Origin of the sequence: Dyadobacter bucti (assembly GCF_005869225.1) — a bacterium.
GTDB lineage: Bacteria > Bacteroidota > Bacteroidia > Cytophagales > Spirosomataceae > Dyadobacter > Dyadobacter bucti.
Genome location: NZ_SWFP01000002.1, coordinates 615,330 through 639,945 on the forward strand (window position 1 = coordinate 615,330; position 24,616 = coordinate 639,945).

The 24,616-nt window shown below is 49.4% G+C and carries 17 protein-coding genes; 6 read left to right on the forward strand and 11 right to left on the reverse strand.

Translation table 11 applies throughout. The features are described 5' to 3' along the window. Positions 1 to 23: 23 nt before the first annotated feature. The 10 genes from FBF61_RS07685 to FBF61_RS07730 all read right to left on the reverse strand — a co-directional run bounded on the left by FBF61_RS07685 (position 24) and on the right by FBF61_RS07730 (position 14,218). Positions 24 to 1,100 carry a zinc-dependent alcohol dehydrogenase gene (locus tag FBF61_RS07685; RefSeq protein ID WP_138476621.1) on the reverse strand — a complete coding sequence of 359 codons (1,077 nt, stop codon included), beginning with the start codon at positions 1,098 to 1,100 and terminating at the stop codon, positions 24 to 26. A gap of 17 nt (positions 1,101 to 1,117) precedes the next feature. Beyond that, on the reverse strand, positions 1,118 to 1,894 hold the full coding sequence (locus FBF61_RS07690) for a cyclase family protein (protein WP_138476622.1): 777 nt from the start codon (positions 1,892 to 1,894) through the stop codon (positions 1,118 to 1,120). A gap of 52 nt (positions 1,895 to 1,946) precedes the next feature. Next, the gene (locus tag FBF61_RS07695) at positions 1,947 to 3,419 is read right to left on the reverse strand and encodes a CoA-acylating methylmalonate-semialdehyde dehydrogenase (RefSeq protein WP_138476623.1); all 1,473 of its coding nucleotides are present in this window, start codon (positions 3,417 to 3,419) and stop codon (positions 1,947 to 1,949) included. Positions 3,420 to 3,518: 99 nt separating this feature from the next. Beyond that, positions 3,519 to 4,448 (reverse strand): TIM barrel protein, encoded by a 930-nt coding sequence (locus FBF61_RS07700; protein ID WP_138476624.1) that lies wholly within the window; start codon positions 4,446 to 4,448, stop codon positions 3,519 to 3,521. 20 nt (positions 4,449 to 4,468) lie between these two features. Continuing rightward, on the reverse strand, positions 4,469 to 4,912 hold the full coding sequence (locus FBF61_RS07705) for a DMT family transporter (protein WP_138476625.1): 444 nt from the start codon (positions 4,910 to 4,912) through the stop codon (positions 4,469 to 4,471). A gap of 25 nt (positions 4,913 to 4,937) precedes the next feature. After that, a complete protein-coding gene (locus FBF61_RS07710) occupies positions 4,938 to 6,989 on the reverse strand; it encodes an FG-GAP-like repeat-containing protein (protein ID WP_138476626.1) in 2,052 nt (683 codons plus the stop codon). 19 nt (positions 6,990 to 7,008) lie between these two features. Beyond that, on the reverse strand, positions 7,009 to 8,511 hold the full coding sequence (locus FBF61_RS07715) for a RagB/SusD family nutrient uptake outer membrane protein (protein WP_138476627.1): 1,503 nt from the start codon (positions 8,509 to 8,511) through the stop codon (positions 7,009 to 7,011). 50 nt (positions 8,512 to 8,561) lie between these two features. Then, entirely contained in the window at positions 8,562 to 12,077 is a 3,516-nt protein-coding gene (locus FBF61_RS07720) for a TonB-dependent receptor (RefSeq protein ID WP_138476628.1), read from the reverse strand. Positions 12,078 to 12,252: 175 nt separating this feature from the next. Continuing rightward, positions 12,253 to 13,506 (reverse strand): FecR family protein, encoded by a 1,254-nt coding sequence (locus FBF61_RS07725; protein ID WP_138476629.1) that lies wholly within the window; start codon positions 13,504 to 13,506, stop codon positions 12,253 to 12,255. Between the two features lie 133 nt (positions 13,507 to 13,639). Continuing rightward, entirely contained in the window at positions 13,640 to 14,218 is a 579-nt protein-coding gene (locus FBF61_RS07730; protein WP_138476630.1) for an RNA polymerase sigma-70 factor, read from the reverse strand. Positions 14,219 to 14,731: 513 nt separating this feature from the next. On the opposite strand from FBF61_RS07730, the gene FBF61_RS07735 reads away from it, so the two are divergent. The 4 genes from FBF61_RS07735 to FBF61_RS07750 all read left to right on the forward strand — a co-directional run bounded on the left by FBF61_RS07735 (position 14,732) and on the right by FBF61_RS07750 (position 22,450). Then, positions 14,732 to 17,755, forward strand: coding sequence for a SusC/RagA family TonB-linked outer membrane protein (locus tag FBF61_RS07735; protein WP_138476631.1), 3,024 nt, complete (start codon positions 14,732 to 14,734; stop codon positions 17,753 to 17,755). A gap of 122 nt (positions 17,756 to 17,877) precedes the next feature. Then, positions 17,878 to 19,506, forward strand: a complete 1,629-nt coding sequence (locus FBF61_RS07740; protein ID WP_138476632.1) for a RagB/SusD family nutrient uptake outer membrane protein — start codon at positions 17,878 to 17,880, stop codon at positions 19,504 to 19,506. A gap of 2 nt (positions 19,507 to 19,508) precedes the next feature. Then, positions 19,509 to 21,014 carry a sulfatase gene (locus FBF61_RS07745; protein ID WP_138476633.1) on the forward strand — a complete coding sequence of 502 codons (1,506 nt, stop codon included), beginning with the start codon at positions 19,509 to 19,511 and terminating at the stop codon, positions 21,012 to 21,014. Further along, entirely contained in the window at positions 21,011 to 22,450 is a 1,440-nt protein-coding gene (locus FBF61_RS07750) for an arylsulfatase (RefSeq protein ID WP_138476634.1), read from the forward strand. The genes FBF61_RS07745 and FBF61_RS07750 overlap by 4 nt, the downstream gene beginning before the upstream one ends. Positions 22,451 to 22,704: 254 nt before the next feature. On the opposite strand, the gene FBF61_RS07755 is transcribed toward FBF61_RS07750, so the two are convergent. Next, positions 22,705 to 23,163, reverse strand: a complete 459-nt coding sequence (locus FBF61_RS07755) for a PPC domain-containing DNA-binding protein (protein ID WP_229214949.1) — start codon at positions 23,161 to 23,163, stop codon at positions 22,705 to 22,707. A 97-nt stretch (positions 23,164 to 23,260) separates the two neighbouring features. Between FBF61_RS07755 and FBF61_RS07760 the strand changes: the two genes are divergently transcribed. After that, positions 23,261 to 23,692 (forward strand): LysR substrate-binding domain-containing protein, encoded by a 432-nt coding sequence (locus tag FBF61_RS07760; protein ID WP_138476636.1) that lies wholly within the window; start codon positions 23,261 to 23,263, stop codon positions 23,690 to 23,692. 114 nt (positions 23,693 to 23,806) lie between these two features. After that, a complete protein-coding gene (locus FBF61_RS07765) occupies positions 23,807 to 24,616 on the forward strand; it encodes a metallophosphoesterase family protein (RefSeq protein ID WP_138476637.1) in 810 nt (269 codons plus the stop codon).

The window sequence follows — 24,616 nt, forward strand, 5'->3', positions numbered from 1 at the left end:
AGTTTGTTTTTATAAGCTTAAAATCAGTTCATTCCGTTGGGCTTGGTCGCTACTTTGATCGCTCCGTCTTTTCTTTTTTCAAAAATGTCCAGCGCAGTCGCGAAATCTTTGAGTTCAAACCTGTGTGTCATCAGGGGCGTGAGGTCGATGCGGTTGTTGACCAGCAACTCTATCGTTGGCTGGGCAGTATTTGGATTGGCACGGTTACCCACAAGTTCCACTTCATCCAGCACAATGCGTTTCAGCGGAAGCGAAGGATCGGAATGCGGGATCCCGATCACGGAGACGACCCCGCCTTTGGAAGCCGCCAGACATGCCTGCGTCAATGATTTGGATGTGCCGGCACATTCCAGCACCGCCGGAATCCCCCGCCCGTTCGTAAACTCGCGGACTCTCTCGACCACATCCTCGTGTGTATAGTCAATGGGTATGGCACCCAGTTCTTCTGCTTTTTTTAATCTTTCGCCGCTGCCTGCCGCGAAAATCCTTCCCGCTCCCAGCGCCCTGGCACAGAGTATTGCCATGAGTCCCTGCGGGCCTGTACCGATGATCAGAATGTCGTCACCCGGCTGCATCCGGGACCTTTTTACAGTATACAATGCAATGCTCAGCGGATCCACGCAAGCCGCATATTCCAGCGACATCGAATCGGGGACTTTGAATATGCTTTTGATCGATGTACACATGTATTGCGCATAAGCTCCTGGTGTATAGTGCCCGTACTGCCGGTGACCGCGTTCTTCATGCCCGTAATTGAGACAAATGTTGTAACGTCCTTTCAGGCACATTTCACAATAGCCGCAGCCGCAATGCGAGATCCCGCAGACCCGGTCGCCTTCTTTCCAGCCGAGGCGGGCCGACTTCAGACCGGTTTTTACCACCGTACCCGACCATTCGTGCCCCGGTACAAAAGGAAATCCGGTTGGCCAGAAGCCAGGAAAATCACCTCCGATAATGTGCGGATCGGTACCGCAGATGAAAGTTGTATCTACTTTGCATACTACTTCGTCCTCCATAGGCGAAGGCACTGCTATCGTTTCAATGGCAAAATCCCTGACTCCTCTGAGTACAAGCGCATCCATTTGTTCAGGTAAATTCATAGTTCTTTTTTGAGCTTTTATTTTTTATCAGGAACAATCGCCACGCCTCTGAATGGAGAGCCGGAGCCGCCTTTGATTTTCAATGGCAACCCCACAAACCAGAATTCATGGGCAGGGATCAGGTCGACTTGTGCTAGATTTTCAATGTTCAGGATTTCACGTTCGCGGCATACGATGTGGGCGGGCTGTTCTTTCACGACTGCTACTTCGTTATGGCTGTCGATGCTCGGCGCGTCGGCCCCTACGCTGATCGCCCCGAGGTCGTTAAGGTATTCGATGGCGCTGCGGTCGAGGCCGGGGTAGCCTTTGATATACTCGAAAGGCTCTTTCCACTTTTTGTACCAACCCGTATGGTAAAGCACTACCGACTGCGGCTTGATGGTGACGCCGGTTTCCGCGATCGCTTTTTCAATATCTTCACGGGTAATATAGCTGGCCGGTTCTTTGTGGGAAAAATCAAACCATACCCCGGGCGCCATGAACCATTCCAGAGGAAGCTCATTCACGGCCCTTGCGTCGGGCTCATTGACCACGTGATTGATCGCATCCACGTGGGTATTGGAATGGTCGCACATCGTAAAACCAACCACTTTGTAAGAATAAGGCGGTTTGGTAAGACCCATTTTTTGTGTCTCTTCGTGCGACAAATGGTTCCAGATCAGCGTCCGCTGGTGGCCGATGAACGTCGGGTCCTCGGTACTGATGGTATGACTGAGATCCGTAACGGTACAGTCTATCCCCAGAAAATTCATCTTCGTCTGCAACCTAAACGGCGGGCAAAATGCTTTTTCCAAAATTGAAATATTTTATAAATGCCTGATAATTAAAATCTGTTTATACTTGTTCTCAGAATTTTCGCGACCACTCTTTCGGCCATCTTTCTATGACCACTTTGGTTTGGGTAAAAAACTCGATGGCATGTCGTCCCTGACCGTGGAGGTCGCCAAAAAAGCTCTCATTCCAGCCGCTGAACGGAAACTGCGCCATAGGTGCGGCAACGCCGATATTGATACCGATGTTACCGGCAACTGCCTGATTCCTGAATTTGCGTGCATTGGCTCCGCTGCTCGTGAACAGGCACGCCATATTGCCATACCGGCCTCCATTGATAAATCCGAGTGCATCTTCGACGGTTTCCAGCTCGATCAAACTCATGACCGGGCCGAAAATCTCCGTGCGGATGATGTCGCCGTCGAGCGGCAGGCCTTCCAGGATCGTAGGTTTTATAAAATTCCCTTTTTCAAATCCTTCGATCTTTGCATTCCGGCCATCCAGCAGCACATTGCCGCCTTCTTTTACGCCTTTTTCAATCAGGTACTCGATCCTTGACCGGCTGTCGGCGGTAATGACCGGCCCCATTTCTATGCTTTCATCCAGGCCGTAACCGGTAGTCCGCGATCTGGCAGATTCGTAAAGGGCGTCCTTGATATTTCCATTGTCACCCACCGTAATGATATTGGAAGCTGCCAGACAACGCTGGCCAGCACAGCCAAAAACGCTGTCTGTAATGATCTTTACAGACATTTCTATATCTGCATCGGGTAATATCACGACCGGGTTTTTGGCGCCGCCCTGTGCCTGCACGCGTTTTCCGTTGGCGGCACCTTTTCCGTAAATGTATTTGGCTACCTGCGTGGAGCCCACAAAACTGATCGCCCTGACCTCCGGATGTTCCAGCAAAGCGTCGACCGTTTCTTTGCCGCCATGCACCATATTGATCACCCCTTTTGGTAAATCGAGCTGGTCGAGCAGGTGGAAAACTTTCTGCATAGTGAGCGGTACTTTTTCCGAAGGTTTGATGATAAATGCATTCCCGCAGGCTATGGCATAAGGCAGGAACCAGAACGGGATCATCCCCGGAAAATTGAAAGGTGCAATACAGGCGCAGACGCCCAGGGGCTGGCGGATCATGAACTCATCAATGCCGGGTGCAATATTTTCCGAAAACTCGCTCTGGATCAAAGTCGGGGTACCGCAGGCCACCTCCACGTTTTCGATGGCGCGCTGCACTTCTCCTCTGGATTCAACCAGCGTTTTGCCGCATTCCAGCGTGATCGTCCTGGCAATATCCTCGGCATTTTCTTCCAGCAATTGTTTCAGTTTGTACAATGGCTGCACCCTGCGCATCACCGGCACATCGCGCCATATCCTGAACGCGTTGGAGGCGGCTTCAACAGCCCTGTCCACGTCCGCAAAAGTGTTGGTCCCGTGCGGTACCTTTCCCAGAATTTCCTGGGAGGCAGGGTTTACTACGTCCACCGTGTTGGTCTCACTGCTCCTGACCCAGCTGCCGTCGATATAATTATTGAGAATTTCCATAAGTTAATTTTCAGAAAGTGCGTTTGCAGGATATAGTTTTCCTTTCTTCCGAAAAACCCTTCCGGAACAGCAGCGCACATGAAATTGATTGATCTGTGTTTAAGCCTTGAACTTGTACCCCAGTTTTTGAAGGTAGTCCCTTGAAATCTTAGCCGCTTCGAAGTCGGACACCGCCGGTTTGATTTTCTTGTCCGAATCCAGCTCGAACATGATCATACCCGCCATTTTGTCACGGCGCGTTTCGAGCATATCAAGGATTTTTTTCAAATCCACTTTCCCTTTGCCAAGAGGCGCATAGCCTAAGTAACCGTTGTCCCCTCCGGCATAATCTTTCAAATGGACATGCTCCACCAGCGGAAGGAAATCGTTCACGATCTTCACAGGATCCGCCCCGCCTTTCTCGAGCTGGCCCACATCCGGACCGAATTTCATGTATTTGGTATCCAGGTTTTCCATGATGAAGTACACTTCTTCCGAGGTTTCTATCGGCGTGCCGGTATGCGGGTGCAAGGCACAAACGAGGCCTTCGTCGGTAACCGCTTTCGCATATTCGTTCATGGATTCCACCAGGTCCTTTTTGTGCTCTTTGTAGTCGTAACCTTCCCTTTTGATACCGGTTGGGCAATATTCTATCACTTTCCCGCCATTTTCCCGGGTGAGCTTGCACCATCTGATCAGTTTTTTCAGCTCGTCTTTGCGTTTGGAGGGATCCAGCACATCGGTCATGCAAAATGCCGAAATGATAGGGACACCATGCTTGGCGACCACTTCCTTGAAGCCGCCGCGTTTGGTCTCCCATTCTTCGATCACATGCCCGAAAGTTTCAAAGGAATGGTACCCCAGTTTCTTCATATCAACGAGGGACGTTTCCAGATTGTCGGCCCCGTATCCCCACAATATGAAAGTGGAACCGATCTGGAATTTTTTTGCCATTTCACTAAAAGCCAGCGAAGGTCCCAATAATGAAGCGGCACTTCCCATGCCCGCGATTTTTACAAAATCTCTCCTGCTTAAATTAGTGTTCTTCATATCCTCAAAAATTTATGTCTTTACTTGGCAAGTGTTACAATGCCCGCGCCGCCGATCAGCAGCAGTGCACCGATTATTTTCATCATCGAAACCGGCTCGACAGGCGACCCAAAGGCGCCGAAATGCGACACGACCATTCCGGTAATGATCTGTCCGGCGATCATCAGTACCACTGCCGACCCGGCACCGATCTGAGGCATGGTCCAGGCTATGCCGAATACAAGTGCAGCGCCCATGGCACCGGCCGTCAGCAGCCACAAAGGCACTTCTTTCACCCGGGCCAATGCTTCTGAATCAAAGGATGTAAAACCGATAATGATCGCAGTAATAGCGCCTATCGTCCAGAAAACAGCATTCCCGATCTTTGCATTTTTGATGATCACGCCTACCTGCGCGTTCATGGTCAGGTGTATGGTCAGGATGACGCCTATGAAAAGCATCAGTACAAAAAGAGATAGTTTCATAATCGTATCTTGTTGGATGGGTTAATTATTTCTTTGCTTTGGTACCTACATTCCAGTAAATGAAAGTGCCTTTGTTCGTGGACGTAATGATGTCGACAGCACCGTCCTTATTGATATCCACAGCGGTCACTTCCGAGCCTGCACCCGAACGGTTATGGATCAGTTCAGGAACGAATTCCGCACCGCCCAGCGCCTTCGGATTCCTCACCGTCCGGTACCAGTACAATACCGAGGGACCGTAGGAATCAGGATCGTACATATTGTCGAGGTGGGTGAAATTCCTTTTCCCGACAATGTAATCCGGGATGCCGTCTTTATCCACGTCGGCAAAAGTGGCACCATGTGCCTGCGAGAATGTGACGTTGCCCGCGCTTTTTGCGGAATAATCATCACTGATCATATGCCGGGTGAAAGTAATGTTGCCGCTCGCATCGCGCTTCTGCTCGAACCAGGCAAGGCCGAAACCGTGCACGTTGAGATTGGTCACGACATCGTTCAGCCCGTCGCCGTTTGCATCATAAACCGCCATCAAACTCCCACCAATGTTACTGCCGCGCCGCCCGTACCTGCCAAAAGCGATCGGATGGTATTTCCAGGTCGTTTCCGCATTTAGCGTTGCAGGCTGCTCCCACCAGCCCATTGCGTTCAGGAGGTCCATACGTCCGTCACCGTTGATATCGCCGGTGCCTATCCCGTGGGCCATTCCGTAGCCTTTGCCGGAAATGGTATATTCCTTCCAGGGTTTGCCGGGATCATTTTTGTCAAATTTGGCGTACCGCATAAAGCCTTCCGCCGCATATACCAGCTCTGGTACTCCGTCTTTGTCGATGTCAACAAAATCGGTGATCTCGCTTTGTACGGAAGGCAGGATATCGTAGCTTTTCCAGCGACGGGACTCGCCTTTGGGATTTATAAAAAGCACCGCTCTGGAAGGGCTGGTCAGCACATCGGGCCAGCTGTCACCGTTGAAATCATAGGTAAACTGCACGTTGGTACTGGTAAATTCCTTGGAAGGCCCAACGGCTATTGCCGTGAAAATCTCCTTGTGTTTTGTAAAATCCGGCCCAAAATATATGTACGGGCCTGCCACCACATCCATGGATCCGTCTTTGTTAAAATCCGCCGCATCAGCGCCCCAGGAATAATACATATCGCTGATCCGCTGCACCCTGAAGCGCGACGAAGATTTTTCGACAGGTGTTTCCCGGACAGACAGATCTTTGAGCATGATATCTTTAAAACGTACCTCACCCGAACCTGACGCCAGTATTGCCACCGGACCAAAAGCGTGCAAAGCAGAATCCCCGTCCACCGCACCGCCGACTTCCCCGCCGTCATTCAGGAAATTCCGGATCACGTTCTCTTCCAGGAAAACCTCGATCTGGTTCCATTGTCCCGGACGCAGATCGGTATTCGGCCTGGTCACCGGTAAGTCCGACGGAGGAGTCGGTCTCGGAGGCATAGCATTTCTCCGGGCTGCCTGAGGGTCGTTTTTGACTTCGGGAGGCGCCAGGCGATAATAAATACCGCCGGCATTCCTCAATTTTTCACGACCGGTTTCCTTGCCACGGGCATCTAGCGTTACGGAATAGGGCGCAACTCCATCTTTCCCGATCGAAAGCAAAACCCCTTTCATGCCAGTGCCTGTCTTTTCCAGCCTGAAAATCACAGCAGTTTCTGCCTCGCCACTACATTTGAACAAAGCGTGAAAACTGATATCCTGATAAGCCGATTTGTCAAGAACCAGCCAGCCGCCGGATGTACCCGGTTTTGCCTTCCCGATCAGCTCGCCATTTTGCGCCTGCCACGTTGCGTCGCCTATGGTAGTCGACCCGCCGAGGCTGGATCCTTTGAAGGTATATTCGGGCATGAAAGTCAGCCCGAAATCCGGCTTTTCAGCATCCGAACCTGATTGGGCAAATGAAAACACCGACCAACATGTGCATGCTATTAGTAATATGAATGGTTTCATTGGATATGGTTTTATTGATTGCCCACCTTTGCCAGGCGGGCTTTCGCTCGTGCCTTCGACCGCCGGGCGGTCCCGTTCGCTCAGGCCGACAGATGAATTCTTCATATGTCAGCGGAGTCGATGGCTAGTAACCGTTATTTTGTTTCAGCTTTCCTTTGCTCAGGTTGATTTCCAGCTGCGGGATCGGGAATATTTCGTTTACACCGTCGCGGAAGCCCGAGCCTTTTGCAGTATTGTATTTGGTCGCGTAGGCCCTTACTACTTTTCCGGCACGTCCCTGGCGTACCAGTTCAAAGAAGCGTTCGTATTCCTGGCCAAACTCCACACGCTGCTCATGCCAGATCTTTTCCCTCAGCGCCACTTTGTCCGTAACGGTCACGTCGGGCAAAATACCTGCCGCTCCGCCCCGGGCGCGGGCGCGTACCTGGTTCAGCGCAGCAAGGGCAACCGCAGGTTTTCCGTTTTCATTGGCAGCCTCTGCATACCAGAGTAACACTTTACCCATACGCATGTAAATATCGTCCCGACCAGCCTGAATAGCCCCTGCAATTCTTTCGTATTCAGGAACATACATTTTTTTATTCAAATAACCCGTAGTACTGTTACCGACATTGGCTACCAGTCCGTCCGGCATTACGTCGCCGTTTTTGTAAACTGTCTGTGCCATGCGCGGGTCGCCCGGCTCAAATGCATCCACAAAATCCTGGGTAGGCAGGTTGAAGCCCCAGCCATTCCTGGCACGGCTTGCCATGACGATATTGAGCTGGTTATTGGCTGGCTGTGCACCCTGGTCGTTTACAAACTGTACCTGAAAAATGTGCTCCTTACTGTTTTCACCGGCGCGGAGGAACATACCGAGATAGTTAGGGTCCAAAGCATATTCTCCCGAATTGATGACTTTCCCAAACCATTCTTCTGCTTTCACGAAGTCATTCAGATACAGGTAAACCTTGCCCAGATAAGCCGATGCAGCACCTTTGGTAGCACGTCCCCGGTCAGCAGCGGGATATTTACTGGCTTCCGGCAAGACAGGGATGGCCTCTTGCAAGTCTTTGATGATCTGATTGTACACAGCCTGTTTGGGCGCCCGTTCGAGATCGTAGACATTCTGGTTCGCTGTGAGGATCAGGGGCACATCGCCAAATGTTTTTACCAAATTGATATAGTACCAGGCGCGTAAAAACTTCGCTTCCGCCAGATACTGGTTTTTAAGCGCATCATCCATCGTGATCCCTGGAATATTGTCCAGCACCAGATTGGCCCGGCGGATCCCGATGTACTCCGTAGACCACGCAAAACGGATCGCATCATTGTCAGAAGGAATATTGAAAAGAGAGATCTGCTGCGCGTACAGCTGATCGGAACCGGACTCACCGCCTTTTTCGGTATCGTCTGAGGCCACATTCGCCAGTACCCAGTGCATATAGCCGGTACCCACATAAGTACAGCACCAGTTGTTCCCAGCCAGGGGTGTATATGCGGCAGTCAATGCCCTTTTTGCGTCATCCGCAGTGATATAGGCGTTAACCGCACTGATCTGCGCGAGGGGATCTTTCTCCAGTATGCTCTGACAACCCAGGATCAACCAGCATAGTAAAGTATATGAGATATAAGATAAATGCTTCATCACTGATTAGAATTTAGTTATTGCTAAAAAATTAATTCCGGTGTTTCCTCTTAAATTCCGATGTTCACGCCCAATGTGTAAATGCGGGGAATTGGATAATTGGTCTCATCGATCCCGATGTAGAGCGGGTTGTTATCACGGTTTGTACCAATTTCGGGATCAAAACCGGGGTACTTGGTGAATGTCAGTGCGTTCTGCACGGACGCATAAACCCTGAAATTGCGAAGCTTCACGAGGTTGCGGGGTACTTTGTATCCGATCTGGATATTTCTTACCCGCAGGTAGGAGCCGTCTTCCACATAAAACTGGGACGAACGCATGTTGTTGTTAGGGTCGTTGGTATTCAAACGCGGCACTTTATTGCTTGTTCCCGGACCTGTCCAGCGGTTATCCCATACATTCTGGGTGTAGTTGAAAAAGTTGGCACCTTCCATCCGGAATTTCAGGCCCATAAAAATGTCATTGCCTTGTGTACCCTGCAATTGCAGCTTGATATCAAATCCTTTGTAGGAAGCAGTCGAGGTTAATCCGTAAGTGAATTTGGGCCATGGATTGCCAATGATCGTCTGATCGGAGGCATTGATCACGCCGTTTCCGTCGCGGTCCACAAACCGGATGTCGCCCGGCGCGGTTCCTGAGCTTTGAAAAGCATGCGCATCCACTTCTTCCTTGCTCTGGAAGATACCGTCGGTCTGCCAGCCGTAGAATGACGCGATCGGGCTGCCGATCTGGGTGATGTTTACAAGGCCTACAAAGCTGATCTGCTGGTTGATGGCAGTTCCCGCGTTGCTCAGCCTGGTTACTTTGTTTTTGTTAAAAGAGATGTTTCCGGAAATACTGTAGTCAAAACCGCCGGGCGTCGAATTGTTCTTGTCATAACCCAGCATCAGCTCAATCCCTTTATTGGTAACATTTCCTCCGTTCACAAACGGGGCCTGCTCTATACCTGAGTACTGGACCACAGGCACTTGCAGCAGCATATCCGTAGTTTCTTTGTTATACATATCCACGGAAGCGATGATCTTGCCGTTAAATCCTGTAAAATCAAAACCGACGTTTGTTTCTTTGGTCGACTCCCATTTCAGATCGGGATTTCCCACGCTTGTAATCGCCTGGCCCCTTGTTACTGCCTGCGAAGTACCGTAAGTATAGTTGATATTAGGCGTCACCAAACTTGCAAAAGCATAGTTTCTCAGTGAATTCTGGTTTCCCAGTGACCCCCATCCACCTCTCAGCATCAGGTTGTTGACCCAGCCGGCGTTTTTCAGGAATTCCTCTTCGGACATTTTCCATCCCAGTGAAAAGGAAGGGAAATAACCGAATTTATTGTTTTCACCAAACCGTGAAGAACCGTCCGCGCGGAAGTTGATCGTTGTGAAATACTTGCCTTTGTAATTGTAGTTCACCCGACCGAGAAACGATAAAATCCCCCACTCGCCGGCGCCACCGCCTACCCGGTTACCCTGTGTTGAGAGGTCAAGATAACGCAGGTTTTTGTTGTCCGTGGCATTCAAGGGCAAGCCCGCCGCATAGGCCGAGATGTTCTGGGTATAGGACTCCTGTGCGGTAATCCCGGCCAGTACATCAAAATTATGATCGCCGATGGTTTTCTGATAGGTAAGGGTATTGGCCCAGCTGTATTCCCGGAAACGTGTGGTGTTTTCGGTGAGGTTGGCTACGTCGTTAAAAGTACTTGCTGAAATCCGGTAGGCCGGGGTAAAAATGGAGTTCTCGGTATAGCCCATGTTGAAGTTGAACTGGGAACGGAAAACAAGGTCTTTGAAAAGGGTAATGTCAGCATAAACGTTTCCGTTCAGCACGGGGCGCCTGGTGTCGTTGTTGGTATAATGAATAGCTGCCAGGGGATTTGTCGAGTTAAGGGAAGTGGGTGAAAAACCCCAGCCGCCGTCAGGCATTTTCACAGGAATTTCAGGGTTTGCCGTCAATGTATTGCCAAGTGTAGATCCAAAAGCAAACTCTGAAAGCTGTTTGTACTGCGCCATACTCGCCAGGAGATTCTGTCCGACCCGGATCGCAGGCGTGATGTTGTGCGAAGAGTTGATACGCAGGTTCACCCGGTTAAAGGAAGAACCTTTGAGAATACCTTCCTGGTTTACATAACCCGCTGAAAAATAGAATTTGCTCGACTCGCTCCCGCCACTCGCCGACAGCGAAAGATCTGTCATAGGTGCCACCTGAAAAACCTCTTTTTGCCAGTTGGTACCTTCGCCCAAAGCATCAGGATCGGGGTAAAGCGGTTTTTGGCCGGCATTGACAAGCCCTTCATTGTAAAGTATCGCATACTGGCGCGCGTTGGTCACCGGGAAATATTTGCGGATCTGCTGCAAGCCTTGCGACAAGCTGATGTCCAGCTGGGATTTGCCTGCCTTTCCTTGTTTGGTAGTGATCAAAACCACCCCGTTGGCACCCTGTGCACCGTAAATAGCAGCGGCACTGGCGCTTTTCAAAACCTGGATACTTTCGATCTGTTCCGGCGCGATATCGAGCGGGCTGCTGTTCGGGTTGCCGTCGATCACATACAGCGGTTCGGCATTGTTGACGGTACCGGTTCCCCGTACACGGATCAGCAATCCGGAGCCGGGCGCCCCTGAGTTTTGTGAAACCTGGAGACCAGGAACTTTCCCCTGTAAAGCCTGTCCCACCTGGATCACAGGCTCATTTTCAATTTCCTTGGCACTTACCGAGCCGATGGCGCCGGTAACATCACTTCTTTTCTGGGTACCGTAACCCACCACCACGATTTCATCCAGGACTTTCAGATCCGGTTTCAATTGTACATCAATGACCGTCCGGTTGCTCACGTTGATCTCCTGCGGCAGGTAACCTACAAAAGAAAATATCAGTACCGCTGCGCCGCCCGCTTCCTCTTTGTCCGTAATAATGAGGTTGTAATTGCCCTGCGTATCGGTGGCCGTACCTCTCTGTGTTCCTTTCAAAAGGATGTTCACACCCGGCAGCACACCCCCGGCTTCGTCGGTCACTTTTCCCTTGACTTCTCGTTCAGCCCTGGGCGTCAGCGTAATTTTAGCCCCCAGAGACGACTCCATCCTTTCAATGGACCTGATTTCCTGAATCGGGTTTTTGAGAAGTTTCTGAATAGAAGACTCATCCTTCCTTTCGCTTTCCGGCTCTTTTTTGCGGATCACGATTGTTTTGCCGATGATCGAATAGCTTAGGGGCTGTCCTCTGAAAACCTCGTTGAGAACGGCTTCCATAGGTGCATTCCGCACTTTTACCGATACGCTGTTACTCTTGTTGAGCAGATCGGTCTGCAACCAGAAATGGTAGCCTGTTTGCTTTTCGATCTTGTCCATCACTGTCTCCAGCGTCACATTTTTTTCGGAGAGTGTTACGCGCTGGGCGTTACCGGTCGCATAAATGTGCAAACAGGATGTCAGAATGAGTGCGAAAATAAAGTTCATCCTCATGACAATCTTCTTTTTTGTAGCCGGAGACATCCTTTGAATGCCGGTAAGGAATTCCGGGACAAGCTTACCCCACTGTCTGTAGACATAACATTGTAGGTAGAATGTAGAATAATTCATATCTTTACGAAGGTTTTGGTGATTAGAAAAAACTCCTACTGCATTGGATTTTTGTTTCCTGTTTGGTTACAGGCAGGACTATCCCGACCGTCGCCGGAGGTGCTCGCTACACTTTCCGGCTTTTTTCAGAATAACCCCATTGTTAGTAAAGACCTTGTGAATACTAACGTGTGGATCAAGATGTAATAATTATTTTCCTCCCTTCTGTTTTGAAGTTAACTCCGCTGGTTTGCAATATTTTAAGTAATTCAGCCACAGGTACATCTCTTGAAATCTTACCCCTGAATTTGGTATCCGGCAGCTTTCCCTGAAACTGCACATCTACGTCGTACCACCGGGCAATCTGCCTCATGATGGTCGGCAAATCGGCGTCCCTGAACTGGAACTGGCCGTTTTTCCAGGCCACGGTTTCCTCGGTATCCACCGGCCTGACTGAAATTTCCCGGATTTTCTCCGGTTCACGCAACGACATCACAGACTGCTCGCCGGGCTTGAGCATCACTCCCACCTGTTTTCGCGGGGGTTCCCCGGGTTCCGCCCTTACTACCCTCACCTTGCCTTCCAGGAGTGTTGTCGTTATCATTCTTTCGTCCTCGTAGCTGCTCACATTGAAATGTGTACCAAGCACTTCCACCACATGCTCGCCTGAAACCACCCTGAAAGGAACCCTTTTTCCTTTTCCGGCAACCCTGTTTTTCAATGGGTTAATTTCAAAATAGGCTTCTCCTTTCAGTTCCACCAACCGGCAATGTGCATCGAATTTGGTAGGAAAACGGAGCGATGAAGCTGCATTAAGCCAGACTTTACTACCATCGGGAAGCACGATCCTGTACTGCCCTCCCCTGGGCGTGGTCACTGCGTTATATTGCTTCAGTTTTCCGCCTTTACCAGGAATGGCTGATGCTGAGACGTCGTAAACCAATTGCCCGTCACCCGTTTTGGTAATGATCATATTGGCCTGCCGGGCGATTTCTCCCTGGTCGGCGTCGTCGAGCGTAATCCGTTTTCCATCTTCCAGAACAAGTACTGCCTTGTTTCCGCCCGGCACGATCTTGACATCCGCCACTTCAGCCGGCTTATTCGTAAAGCTGTGTTTGTAGCTGTAAATCCCGACGCCCACGCCAACCATCAAAATTACGGCTGCGGCATATCTCATCCAACGGTATCCTATATACGAGACCTGTATTTTTTCCTGATCCTTAATTTCCGAAAGAATTTTCTCCCAGTCCGTGTCCTTTTCCAGTAAGCTGAAAACTTCAAGTTCATGGCCGATGAAATGCTCTTCGGTTAGTTTGGTAAACAGCGTGCGGTTTTGTTCGTTTTCGTTTAGCCAGGATTCCAGTTGTTCTTTTTCCGGGTCTGTCAGCTGGCCTTTGAGGTATTTGATGATGAGGCCCGACTGCCGGAAATATTCCTGATAATTCTCCATATTATCTCTTTTTCACTATAGAGACACCCAGGGAAACAAATAGGATAAAAAAAATATAAAATTTAAGATAATTATTTTTTGGCGGGGAGCGGTACTTTGGTAATACTTTAAAAATCAGCCATATTGGCAGAATCTACGAGCCTAGCATCAGCGTGGCTATCGCAAATAATTCGGGGGTAAGTTTCAAGCGCAGCAATTCTAAAGCACGCTGTTTCTGTTTTTTGACGGTATTGACAGACATGCCGAGACAGTCTGCTATTTCCTGATTCTTTTTTCCTTCCATGTAACCCATCACGGAAATCACCCTGTAATGCTCCGGAAGGGATTCAATGGCGCTGTGAATTTCGGCGAGTACTTCGGCAGTGATCATAGCCTCCATCACCGACGCTTCTTCCGGTTCCTCTCCACCCAGTTTTCCTGCATATTCCTGTACAACTTTGTAATGCCGCAAACTGTTGAAGCTGGCATTACGCACCGTACTGTAGAGGAAATTCTTGACTGCGGTGTTGTTGGGGATCATAGAATCCCGCTGCTGCCAGTATTTGATGAAAGCGTCTTGTGCGATATCCCTGGCCAGGTCCCTGTCTTTCACGATCTGCAGCGAAAAATAAACGAGACGGTCATAGTATTCACGGAAAAAGCCTTCCAGATCCAGAAGTTCTTCATCAGGATCTTTATCTGCGTTACCGTATACCTTTTTGAGTAAGCCCATTCTTTATCCTAACTGATTTTCGAATAAGAAAAATGTAAATTTTTAACTTAAAAAGCTAATTTTTTCGGCAAATTACCTAAGTTTTTTATATTTTATTCTATATTAAAGTGTCAAATTGATATTTTTTATCTGCCGTCAGAAAAAGGTGGCCCATTGTCACCGGAATAATACCTCAGCTTCGAATCCGGTCGTGATTTTCAAAGATATAGCAGGCCTGACCCTGTCTTTTTTAATAAATGGGTACAGTGATATTCACCCACAGAAAATTCTAAATCCCCTTGTGATTGTATGATAATCATGACAAATGATAAGAAAAGAAGATGTTCACAAATACCTTGACTGATAAAATTTAATATTCTTACTTTGTCCATCAATTAAGTAGATTATAAACAACCACCATCTTCTCATCTTCATGCATCTCTTCTGTTTTTATTAAATCTATAAAGCCGATAGTTAGAATTGCTATCGACTACTCCATTTGCGCAACTACCGAAGAACTAACCCATAGCAACCATGAACGAAAGTATCCCAGATCATCCTTTTAGAAAAAACAAATACATAGCCCTCGCAATCGTGCTCTTGCTGGGATTGCATGCGCATGCCCAGAGTATCCGGGGAAAGGTAACGTCAGGGTCAGACCAGTCGACCCTGCCCGGCGTGAACGTCATCCTGAAAAACACAACAACAGGAACTTCCACGGACGGAGAAGGAAACTTTGACATCAGCGCTCCGGCAAATGGAATTCTTGTTTTTTCCGGAATTGGCTACATCAGCAAAGAAGTGAACATTAACGGCCAGTCGGTAATCAATATCAGCCTCGAAAACGACACCCGCCAGCTGGATGAACTGGTGGTAGTAGGCTACGGAACCCAGAAGAAACGTGACCTTACCGGCGCTATTTCGTCCATTTCCGCCAGAGATATCGCCGAAACCCCTGCCGCCAACTTCCTCGCCAATGCGCAGGGACGGCTGGCTGGCGTGGACATTGTAAAGTCGAACGGTGCGCCTGGTTCCGATTTCACGATCAGGATCCGGGGGAATAGGTCGATCAACGCGAGCAACAACCCGCTGTATGTAGTGGATGGCATCCCTACCGACGTGAGCATTAGCGATTTTAACCCAAATGATATTGAATCGATGGAAGTGCTGAAAGATGCAAGTTCCGTGGCAATATATGGTTCGAGGGGTGCAAACGGGGTAATCATTATTACGACCAAAAAAGGCCGGGAGGGAAAAGCTGTGATCAGTTACGACGGTTATTATGGTATCAAAAAGGCCAAAAAGGATATCAATCTGATGACTGGGACAGATTTTTCCCGGTACATCCGTGCATCGAGAGGACTGGCGGCCGATGATGCCAGCCAGGACGCCTCCTTTCTGAGCGGACTGGAAATAGAGAACCTCGCAAAAGGAGTTTCCACCGACTGGCTCGACCTCATCCTGCGCGACGGTGTGCAGCAAAGCCACCAGCTGTCGGCCAGCGGCGGTTCAAAAAATACGACCTATTATCTGTCCGGATCGTTTTTTGATGAAAAAGGCATCCAGCAGAAAAGTGATTACCGGCGGTATTCTGTACGGGCCAACATTGAAAGCAAGCTGACGGAACGTTTAAAGGTAGGTGTAAGCGCCACGGTGACAAACGATGTCCGGAATGTAATGGCCAATGCGCCTTATTCCAATGCTTTGTCATTTTCACCGCTGATCCTGCCTTATGACGCCAACGGAAATTTCGTTGCTTACCCGAACCCGCGAGAAGGAAATGCGACCAACCCTTTGCTGGAATATCAGCCCAACCAATATGTGGACGAGCGCAAGAAATACAGGGTTTTCGCCAACATTTATGGTGAATATAAAATCGCTGAGGGGCTCACATACCGCCTCAACTATGGCCCCGACCTGAGCACTTACAGGAAAGGGAATTATAACGGAACGCTGGCCGGAAGCATCAACACTGCCACGGTAGACAACCAGCAGACATTTGCCTACACGCTCGAAAATATCGTGAATTATGATAAAAAGTTTGGCAAGCACTCCCTGAATGTAACGGGACTTTTCAGCACCCAGAAAAACCGGTTTGAATCTTCCCTGATCAGCGTGCGTGATATTCCGATCGAGACTTCCTCTTTTTACGATATCGGAAGTGCTGTGGACATTACCGATAAAGGCAGTTCGCTGACCGAATGGGGGCTTTTGTCTTACATGGGCCGGGTCAACTATGGATTTAAAGACCGGTATCTTTTAACGCTGACCGGCCGGGCCGATGGTTCCTCCAGATTGTCAGCGGGCAATAAATGGGCATTTTTCCCTTCAGTTTCCGCAGGCTGGGTATTGTCCGAAGAGTCTTTCCTGAACAAAAACAAAGCCATTTCTTTCCTGAAACTCCGCGCGGGCTATGGTGAGGTCGGCAACACGTCGATCCAGCCTTATCAGACGCTTGGCGGCCTGGAACGTTCGTCCTATGCATTTGGTACCGAACCTGCTTTCGGCTATGCCCTGAATGTGATCCCCAACCCGGACCTGAAATGGGAGATATCGAAAACCATTAATATCGGTGTCGATTTCGGTTTTCTGAACGACCGTATCTCCGGCTCGCTGGAATTGTACGATACCAAAACGAGCGATCTGCTGCTTAGCAGGCTGATCCCGATCACGTCGGGCTACAATTCGATCCTGCAGAATATCGGCGCTACACGAAACAAGGGCTGGGAGCTGACACTTAGCGGTAACATCATCAATTCATCTTCCGGTTTCAAATGGGACGCAACGGCCAATGTTTTTTCCAATAAGGAAGAGATCGTAGAATTGTTCAACGGCCGAGATGATGATGTGGGAAACCAGTGGTTTATCGGTCAGCCGATCAGCGTTTTTTACAGTTTCAAACAAGCCGGGATCTGGCAGACGAACGAAGCTGCAAAAGCCGCCGAGGCGGGGCAACGCCCGGGCGATATTAAAATTGAGGATGTGAACGGACGTGACGCAGATGGAAACCTTACCAAGGCGCCGGACGGAAAGATCAACGCCGACGACCGTACCGTGCTGGGTTCCAGCGTACCTAAATGGAGCGGCGGGATTACCAACCGGTTTGGCTACAAAGGGATCGATTTTTCATTTCTGGTTTTTGCCCGCCAGGGACAGACCATCCAGAGCGACTTCCATAACCTGGGCGGGAACCAGTGGCAGGGACGATACAACAGCATCAATTTCGATTATTGGACTCCCGAAAATCCTGCCAATAAGATCCCGATACCTTACGCAGCCTCTGCTCCTTTGTATGCCGACGCCGTTCGCTATTTTGACGGTTCTTTTGTAAAGATCAGGAACATTACCCTGGGTTATAGTCTGCCTAAAAAGCTATTTGGAAAGACCGGTATTTCCAGCCTGCGGATCTATGCAACGGCCGACAATGCTTTCATTTTTTCTAAATACAAACTGGTTGACCCGGAGGCATTTGATCCCGCTACATCAAAAGCAATCGTAGGTGCCAGCACCCCAATGAGCGCTGCAACTTATGTGTTTGGGGTTAATTTGAAATTTTAAAGGGCGGTCGGCGGTCGAAACAAAGGCCAACACAGATAAAAAAACGAAAACTGACGGCCGAAGACCGACAACCAAAGAATCGAACGCCGACGGCCGAAAGCTGACGGCCAAAAATAACTAACATGAAAAAACTAACATATCTCTTATTATTACTTACAGTCACTTCCTGCAACGATATCCTGGAAGAAAAACCGGTGGGGCTTGCCACTGCGGAAAGCTATTATGCCACACCGAAAGGGATCGAAGACGGGCTGAAAGCGACCTACTCCACCCTGCGCTTGTTTTATGGAAAACAGGAAAGTTTTTTCCTGACCGTAACCGGGACCGACGTTTTTACAAATGGTTTTGGCGGGGTTACCAACTTCCCGGACATCAACAATTACTCGGCCAATTTGCTGGGCACCAATGGTATGATCACGACGGTCTGGAATAATTTCTATATCGGTATCAATCAAGCGAATGCAGTGATCAACCGCGCGCCCAAAGTGGAGGGATTAAGTGATAGTGAACGACAGCGGATCATTGCGGAAGCGCGTTTTATCCGTGCGCTCAGCTATTTTCACCTGGTACAACAGTTTGGCGACGTGCACTTTTCGCTGGAAGAGACGATCGGCGTACAAACCACCGCAAAACGGACCGCAGTACAAACGATCTACAATGAGGGAATCATACCGGATCTTCAGTTTGCTATTGAAAACCTGCCAGCCACACCGGCAAAAGTAGGTCGGGTTTCCAAACCGGCCTCGGAAGCGCTGCTAGCACGGGTTCAGCTGACGTTAGGCAATTGGGCTGAGGCGGAAAGACTGGCAGCATCCGTGATCAAAAACTATAATTTCCAATTGGTCAAACCTTTTGCAAGCCTCTGGGACATTGGAAATGAAACAAATTCCGAGGTAGTATGGTCGGTGCAATATACCAGCGATCCGCTGACGAACGGTACCGGTAACCAAAGTCACTTGTTCTTTATCTTCGACTATGCCCAGAACCCGACCATTATCCGGGACCTGGCCAACGGGCGTCCCTACCAGCGATTTATGCCTACCAATTACCTGATCAAACTTTTCGATCCGGCCAAAGATGCACGCTGGGACGGCACCTTTAAAACTGTCTGGATCGCCAATAACAAAGGGGTTATCAACGGACATAATGTATCTCCCGGCGACACGGCGATCAAGATCGTTCCGTATCCGGTTGCTGACGCGGTACAGAATGCAGCTCCTTACTGGCTTATTGATTTCAATGACAACTGGGTGGGCGGTAATGTTACCAACCTTGAATTCGGCGGTGGGCAGCGCAGAAGGTTTCCGGCGGTCAAAAAATTCCTTGACCCACTCCGGGCGAGCATCAATGCGGAGGATGGCAGACGGGATTTCTTTGTGATACGACTGGCTGAAATGTACCTGGTCGCCGGAGAAGCTGCCTGGCGGCAAAATAAAAGTGCGGAAGCGGCTGATTATCTGAATGTTGTAAGATCCCGCGCGGCGGTTGCAGGAAAAGAAAAAGAAATGCAGATAACTGCGGCAAACGTTAACCTGGATTTTATCCTCGACGAACGGGCACGCGAACTGGTGGGCGAGCTCGACAGATGGTACGACCTGAAAAGAACGGGTACGCTGCTGGAACGGGTAAAAAAATACAACCTCGACGCTTCTCCCAATATCAGGGAAATGCACCTGGTACGTCCGATCCCACAAACACAGATTGACCGGGTGACCAATCCGGGGGATTTTTTACAGAATTCAGGATATTAAGTATGATCAAAAAAATAATACTCGGGAGCGCGGTTTCCATCGGGATCTGCACCCTCGTTTTCATGCCGGCGGCCGCGCAAAAAAAACAGCAGAAACCCAATGTCCTTTTTATCTGCGTCGACGACCTGCGCCCCGACCTGAAAGTTTACGGAAATGCCATCGTACATTCCCCGAACCTGGATAAGCTGATCGGGCAGGCTACCGTGTTCAGGAACCAGTTCGTGACGCAGCCTACCTGCGGTGCTTCGCGGTACAGCCTGCTTACCGGACGCAGGCCAAGAAATATCACTGAGATCAAAAACGAGGCCATCGAGCAACGTATAGCCGGAAAAGCAAAAACCGATGTGCCTGAGACATTCGTGGACAACCTGCGGCGCAATGGATATTATACAGTAGGGATCGGAAAAATTAGCCACTCGCCCGACGGTTATGTGTACGGTTACAATGATCCGAAAAGCGACAAGCCGGAGCTGCCCAACAGTTGGGATGAAATACCTTTCGATGCAGGAAAATGGGGAACCGGCTGGAATGCATTCTTCGGATATGCCGACGGCAGCAACCGGCAGGGAGAAAAAGGGGAAGTAAAACCATACGAAGGCGCAGATGTAGCCGACGAAAGTTATCCGGACGGCCTGACTGCCAATCTTGCTATCAAAAAACTAAAAGAACTGGCTGCAAAAAAGGAGCCCTTTTTCCTGGGTGTGGGATTTTTCAAGCCGCACCTTCCCTTTACTGCTCCTAAAAAATACTGGGACCTGTACGATGAATCGAAAATAACGCTGACGCCTTCTCCCGACATTCCGGAAAACGTCAATGCTGCCAGCCTCCACGCGAGCTCAGAGTTTAACCAGTACAAGCTGGGCGAGGAAAAAGCTTCCCTGGAAAAGCCGGTTTCCGATGCTTATGCCAGAAAACTAAGGCACGCCTACTATGCCGCGATCAGCTATACCGACGCGCAGATCGGGAAAGTGATCGACCAACTGAAAGAGTCCGGGCTGGCTGAAAACACAATTATCGTGGTTTGGAGCGACCATGGCTGGCATTTGGGCGATTACCGCGTCTGGGGTAAGCATACCATCTTCGATCAGTCGGTGAAAAGTGTGCTGATCGTCAAAGACCCGGGCTCAAAAGGCGGAACTGTCCGTGACCAGATCGTAAGCTCGATTGACATTTATCCGACATTGATGGAGCTGTGCGGCGTAAAAACACTGCCAGCCCTGGACGGAAAAAGCTTTGCGCCCCTCCTGAAAAAAGGAAATCACACGGATTGGAACAATGTGGCTTACAGTTATTACAACAAAGGGATTTCCGTGCGAAACGACCGGTACCGCCTCACGAAGTATTTCCGGGAAAAAGAACCGGTCGTCGAACTCTACGATCATCAGGCCGATCCCCACGAAAACCATAATGTTGCCGCAAAAAATCCGTCCATAGTTGACGAGCTGACCAAAATCTGGGAAAAAGGGAACACAGGTTTATTCAATGAGCCCCAAAAAACGAATGAATGAAAAAGTATCTTTTCTCGCTTCTGCTATTGACCATAGGCTTTCATTACGGCGGATCTGCCCAAAACAAAAAAGCGCCGCGCCCGAATATTATCTTCATTTTAGCCGACGACCTGGGTTACGGCGATGTGGGTTTTAACGGACAAAAACTGATCAAAACCCCGAACATCGACCGGCTCGCCAAAGAAGGCGCGAAGTTCAGCCAGTTCTACTCCGGTACGAGCGTGTGCGCACCATCCCGGTCTTCGTTGCTGAGCGGGCTGCATACCGGGCATACCTATATCCGCGGCAATCGCGGCGTACAGCCGGAAGGCCAGCAGCCTATTGCGGATTCGGTGATCACGATCGCAGAGGTTTTAAAAAAAGCAGGGTATGCGACCGGCGCTTTCGGTAAGTGGGGGCTGGGGCCGGTAGGCTCTGAGGGCGATCCCAACAAGCAGGGTTTCGATCAGTTTTACGGATACAATTGCCAGACCCTGGCGCATCGCTACTACCCGAACCACCTTTGGGATAATCAAAAAAAAATAGTACTTGAAGCCAATCATAACCTACTGCATAATAAGGAATACGCGCCCGACCTGATCCAGAAAAAGGCTTTGGAATTTGTAGATTCAAAAAACGGTAAAGAACCTTTCTTTTTGTTTTTGCCTTACATCCTGCCCCACGCCGAACTGATCGTTCCGGACGACAGCATTTTCCAGTATTACAAAGGCAAATTTCCCGAAAAACCACATAAGGGTGCTGATTACGGACCCAATGCTACCAGAGGCGGCTATGCTTCCCAGGAGCATCCGCACGCGGCTTTTGCTGCCATGGTTTCACGGCTCGACCTTTATGTGGGCGAGATTCTTGCCAAGCTCAAAGAAAAAGGATTGGACAAAAATACGCTGGTGATTTTCACCAGTGACAACGGTCCGCACGTGGAAGGCGGGGCAGACCCCAAATTTTTCAACAGCAGCGGCGGGTTCCGGGGCGTAAAACGCGACCTGTACGAAGGAGGTATGCGGGAGCCTTTTGCCGCGTGCTGGCCAGGCGTGATCAAACCCGGGACGACCCATGATCATATCGGGGCGTTCTGGGATATGCTCCCTACTTTTGCGGAACTGGCCGGTACCAAAGTCACTTCCAATACTGACGGCATCTCAATCGTACCCACTTTGACTGGAAAAGGGGCCCAGAAAAAACACGACTTTTTGTATTGGGAATTCCATGAACAAGGCGGCAGGCAGGCAGTGCGCCAGGGCAATTGGAAAGCGGTCCGGCTGAAAGCAAGTACAAATCCGGAAGGCCCCGTAGAGCTTTACGATCTGTCGAAAGACCCCGCAGAAACCACGGACATTGCTTCCAAACATCCTGAAAAAGCCAGGGAGCTAGGCGGGATTATGAACCGTTCGCATGTGCCGTCGGCGTTGTTTCCGTTTGGAAATGAGAAGAATTGAGTTTTGCAGGTGTGGCTATTTGTTGTCAAGAATGTTCATTTTTAGTAGGGATTGTCATTTGTGGTCATTTTTAGTCAAGGATCGTCATTTGTTGTCAAGTCTGAAAGATTTGTCGATGTGCCAGGTGTTGGAACAAACATGAACACAAAACCAAACATGACTAAAAATGACTATAAATGACTAAAAATGACTATAAATGACCAAAAATGACTATAAATGACCAAAAATGACAACACCTCACTACTTATGACCAATCACTCCTCCCGCCCCAAATTGAGCACATTGGCGCCCAGCGGTTGCTCCATGACACGTTCCAGCTGGCGGTCGTGAACGGTGACCATGATCTCCACCGATCCTGTGCCGACGGTAGCACCGAGCAGGTGCCCGCCCCAGGATCTGAATTTCTTGTCCGTAACAATTCCATGGGTATGAAGGGATACTTTTCCGTTTTGCCAGGCTATGGAGCCCGTCATGCTGGCCAGCTCCACGTCCTTGAATTCTTTCGGTTCATACTCTTTCGTTTTGAAATTGAAGAAGCCGAATTTGGCGCTCACAAATCCCATCCCCGAGAAATTGGCGGACGGGATTTTTTCTTTTGTGGCCAGTTCTTCAATCTGCGCCAGAACATCGTCGCCCTGCCGGAGCACCATCAGATACCCGGCAGGTACTTGGATATATTTCGGGACTGAATCATTCTTATTTTCCTGTGCCATCACGTTTATGCACATACAAATGAAACTTGACATTAACCAGTAACGGACTGCTTTCATAGGTTTGTAGTAGATAAAGTATGGTAGCGAGTGTTCAAGAATGATGCCAGACAAGAGGAACGTGCTTTTCAATGAAAGTTCGCATCAAATGGGCCTGGTAGGCTTTGATATCCCGCTCGATGTCGGCATTTTTTTCGACGTCATGAAAATGCAAGCCTGGTACGGTACTACCGGCGACATGGAGCACCTCAGGAGGTTCTGGCATACGAATTTCGGCAAACGCCCCGATTTCAAGCCGAACTACATTGTTCCCAATATGAGTTCGATCATCCGTTGCCTGAGCGCCGGAACAGGCGTGGCGGTAGTGCCGGATTTTTTATCCAAAAAAGAACTCGATTCCGGAACTATCAAGCTGATCTGGGAAGGAAACAACGTTATCGAGAACACCCTTTATTTCGGTACCCGGAAGCGCTCGCACTATGCAGGGGAAATACGGCAGATTCAGGAGATTTTCGAGAAGGAAATGGAATAAATTGATCTCAACGATTATTTTATATAAATAAAAAGGGTTGCGGGAATGAAAGAACAGGGAAGTCAGTTTAAATAATGTAAGCTTATTTACTCCTAATTCCTTGTTATATTTTCCATGCCCAGGTCTCTCCGCTATATCATCTTACTGCTCGTGGCCGGAATCTCCGTTTCCTGCGAGGGTATTTTTCAATACAATCCCAACCAGATCATTCTCAACGATGATGAAAAAAATCTGAACCGGAAAAACATCGAACGTATCCAGAAACTGCCTTTGACCGACACGGTCCGGTTTATTCTCATGGGCGATACCCAACGCTTTTACGATGAAGCGTCTGATTTCGTCAAAAGTGCCAACAACCAGCGTAACATTGCATTCGTCCTCCATGCCGGGGACATCTCGGATTTTGGGCTTACCCAGGAATTCAGGTGGGTGAACGAGATCATGCAGAAACTAAAATACCCCTACGTGACTGTGATCGGCAACCACGACCTGGTCGCGAACGGCCCGGCTGCTTTCGGGAGAATGTACGGCGACCTGGATTATTCGTTTGAATACGGCGACAACAAATTCATATTTATCGACACCAATTCCCGGGAATATGCCTTCAATGGCGCAGTACCCGACCTCGAATGGCTGCAATCGGAACTTGCCAGCAATACCTCCGGTAAAAACGCCATCGTAGTAGCACACGTGCCACCTTTCAACGGCGATTTTGATAAAAACCTGGAAAGCAGGTATGCCGGTATCCTTGCCGCCGACCCCAATGTAAAATTCACTTTGTACGGCCACGAACACGGTTACCGGGATGGCTTTATCTACAATGACGGAGTCGATTATTACGTCACAACCACGGTGGGCGAACGAGGTTACATGATCGTAACGACATGGAAAGGCGGGTACAAAGTAGAACGGGTAGCATACTGA

What these genes read in the sequence shown, in the direction of transcription:
- FBF61_RS07740 (WP_138476632.1), top strand. Translation starts at nt 17,878, where the DNA reads ATGAAAAAACTAACATATCTCTTATTATTACTTACAGTCACTTCCTGC.
- FBF61_RS07720 (WP_138476628.1), bottom strand. Translation starts at nt 12,077, where the DNA reads ATGAATTATTCTACATTCTACCTACAATGTTATGTCTACAGACAGTGG.
- FBF61_RS07705 (WP_138476625.1), bottom strand. Translation starts at nt 4,912, where the DNA reads ATGAAACTATCTCTTTTTGTACTGATGCTTTTCATAGGCGTCATCCTG.
- FBF61_RS07745 (WP_138476633.1), top strand. Translation starts at nt 19,509, where the DNA reads ATGATCAAAAAAATAATACTCGGGAGCGCGGTTTCCATCGGGATCTGC.
- FBF61_RS07725 (WP_138476629.1), bottom strand. Translation starts at nt 13,506, where the DNA reads ATGGAGAATTATCAGGAATATTTCCGGCAGTCGGGCCTCATCATCAAA.
- FBF61_RS07700 (WP_138476624.1), bottom strand. Translation starts at nt 4,448, where the DNA reads ATGAAGAACACTAATTTAAGCAGGAGAGATTTTGTAAAAATCGCGGGC.
- FBF61_RS07695 (WP_138476623.1), bottom strand. Translation starts at nt 3,419, where the DNA reads ATGGAAATTCTCAATAATTATATCGACGGCAGCTGGGTCAGGAGCAGT.
- FBF61_RS07735 (WP_138476631.1), top strand. Translation starts at nt 14,732, where the DNA reads ATGAACGAAAGTATCCCAGATCATCCTTTTAGAAAAAACAAATACATA.
- FBF61_RS07760 (WP_138476636.1), top strand. Translation starts at nt 23,261, where the DNA reads ATGATGCCAGACAAGAGGAACGTGCTTTTCAATGAAAGTTCGCATCAA.
- FBF61_RS07730 (WP_138476630.1), bottom strand. Translation starts at nt 14,218, where the DNA reads ATGGGCTTACTCAAAAAGGTATACGGTAACGCAGATAAAGATCCTGAT.
- FBF61_RS07685 (WP_138476621.1), bottom strand. Translation starts at nt 1,100, where the DNA reads ATGAATTTACCTGAACAAATGGATGCGCTTGTACTCAGAGGAGTCAGG.
- FBF61_RS07755 (WP_229214949.1), bottom strand. Translation starts at nt 23,163, where the DNA reads ATGGCACAGGAAAATAAGAATGATTCAGTCCCGAAATATATCCAAGTA.
- FBF61_RS07765 (WP_138476637.1), top strand. Translation starts at nt 23,807, where the DNA reads ATGCCCAGGTCTCTCCGCTATATCATCTTACTGCTCGTGGCCGGAATC.
- FBF61_RS07715 (WP_138476627.1), bottom strand. Translation starts at nt 8,511, where the DNA reads ATGAAGCATTTATCTTATATCTCATATACTTTACTATGCTGGTTGATC.
- FBF61_RS07750 (WP_138476634.1), top strand. Translation starts at nt 21,011, where the DNA reads ATGAAAAAGTATCTTTTCTCGCTTCTGCTATTGACCATAGGCTTTCAT.
- FBF61_RS07710 (WP_138476626.1), bottom strand. Translation starts at nt 6,989, where the DNA reads ATGAAGAATTCATCTGTCGGCCTGAGCGAACGGGACCGCCCGGCGGTC.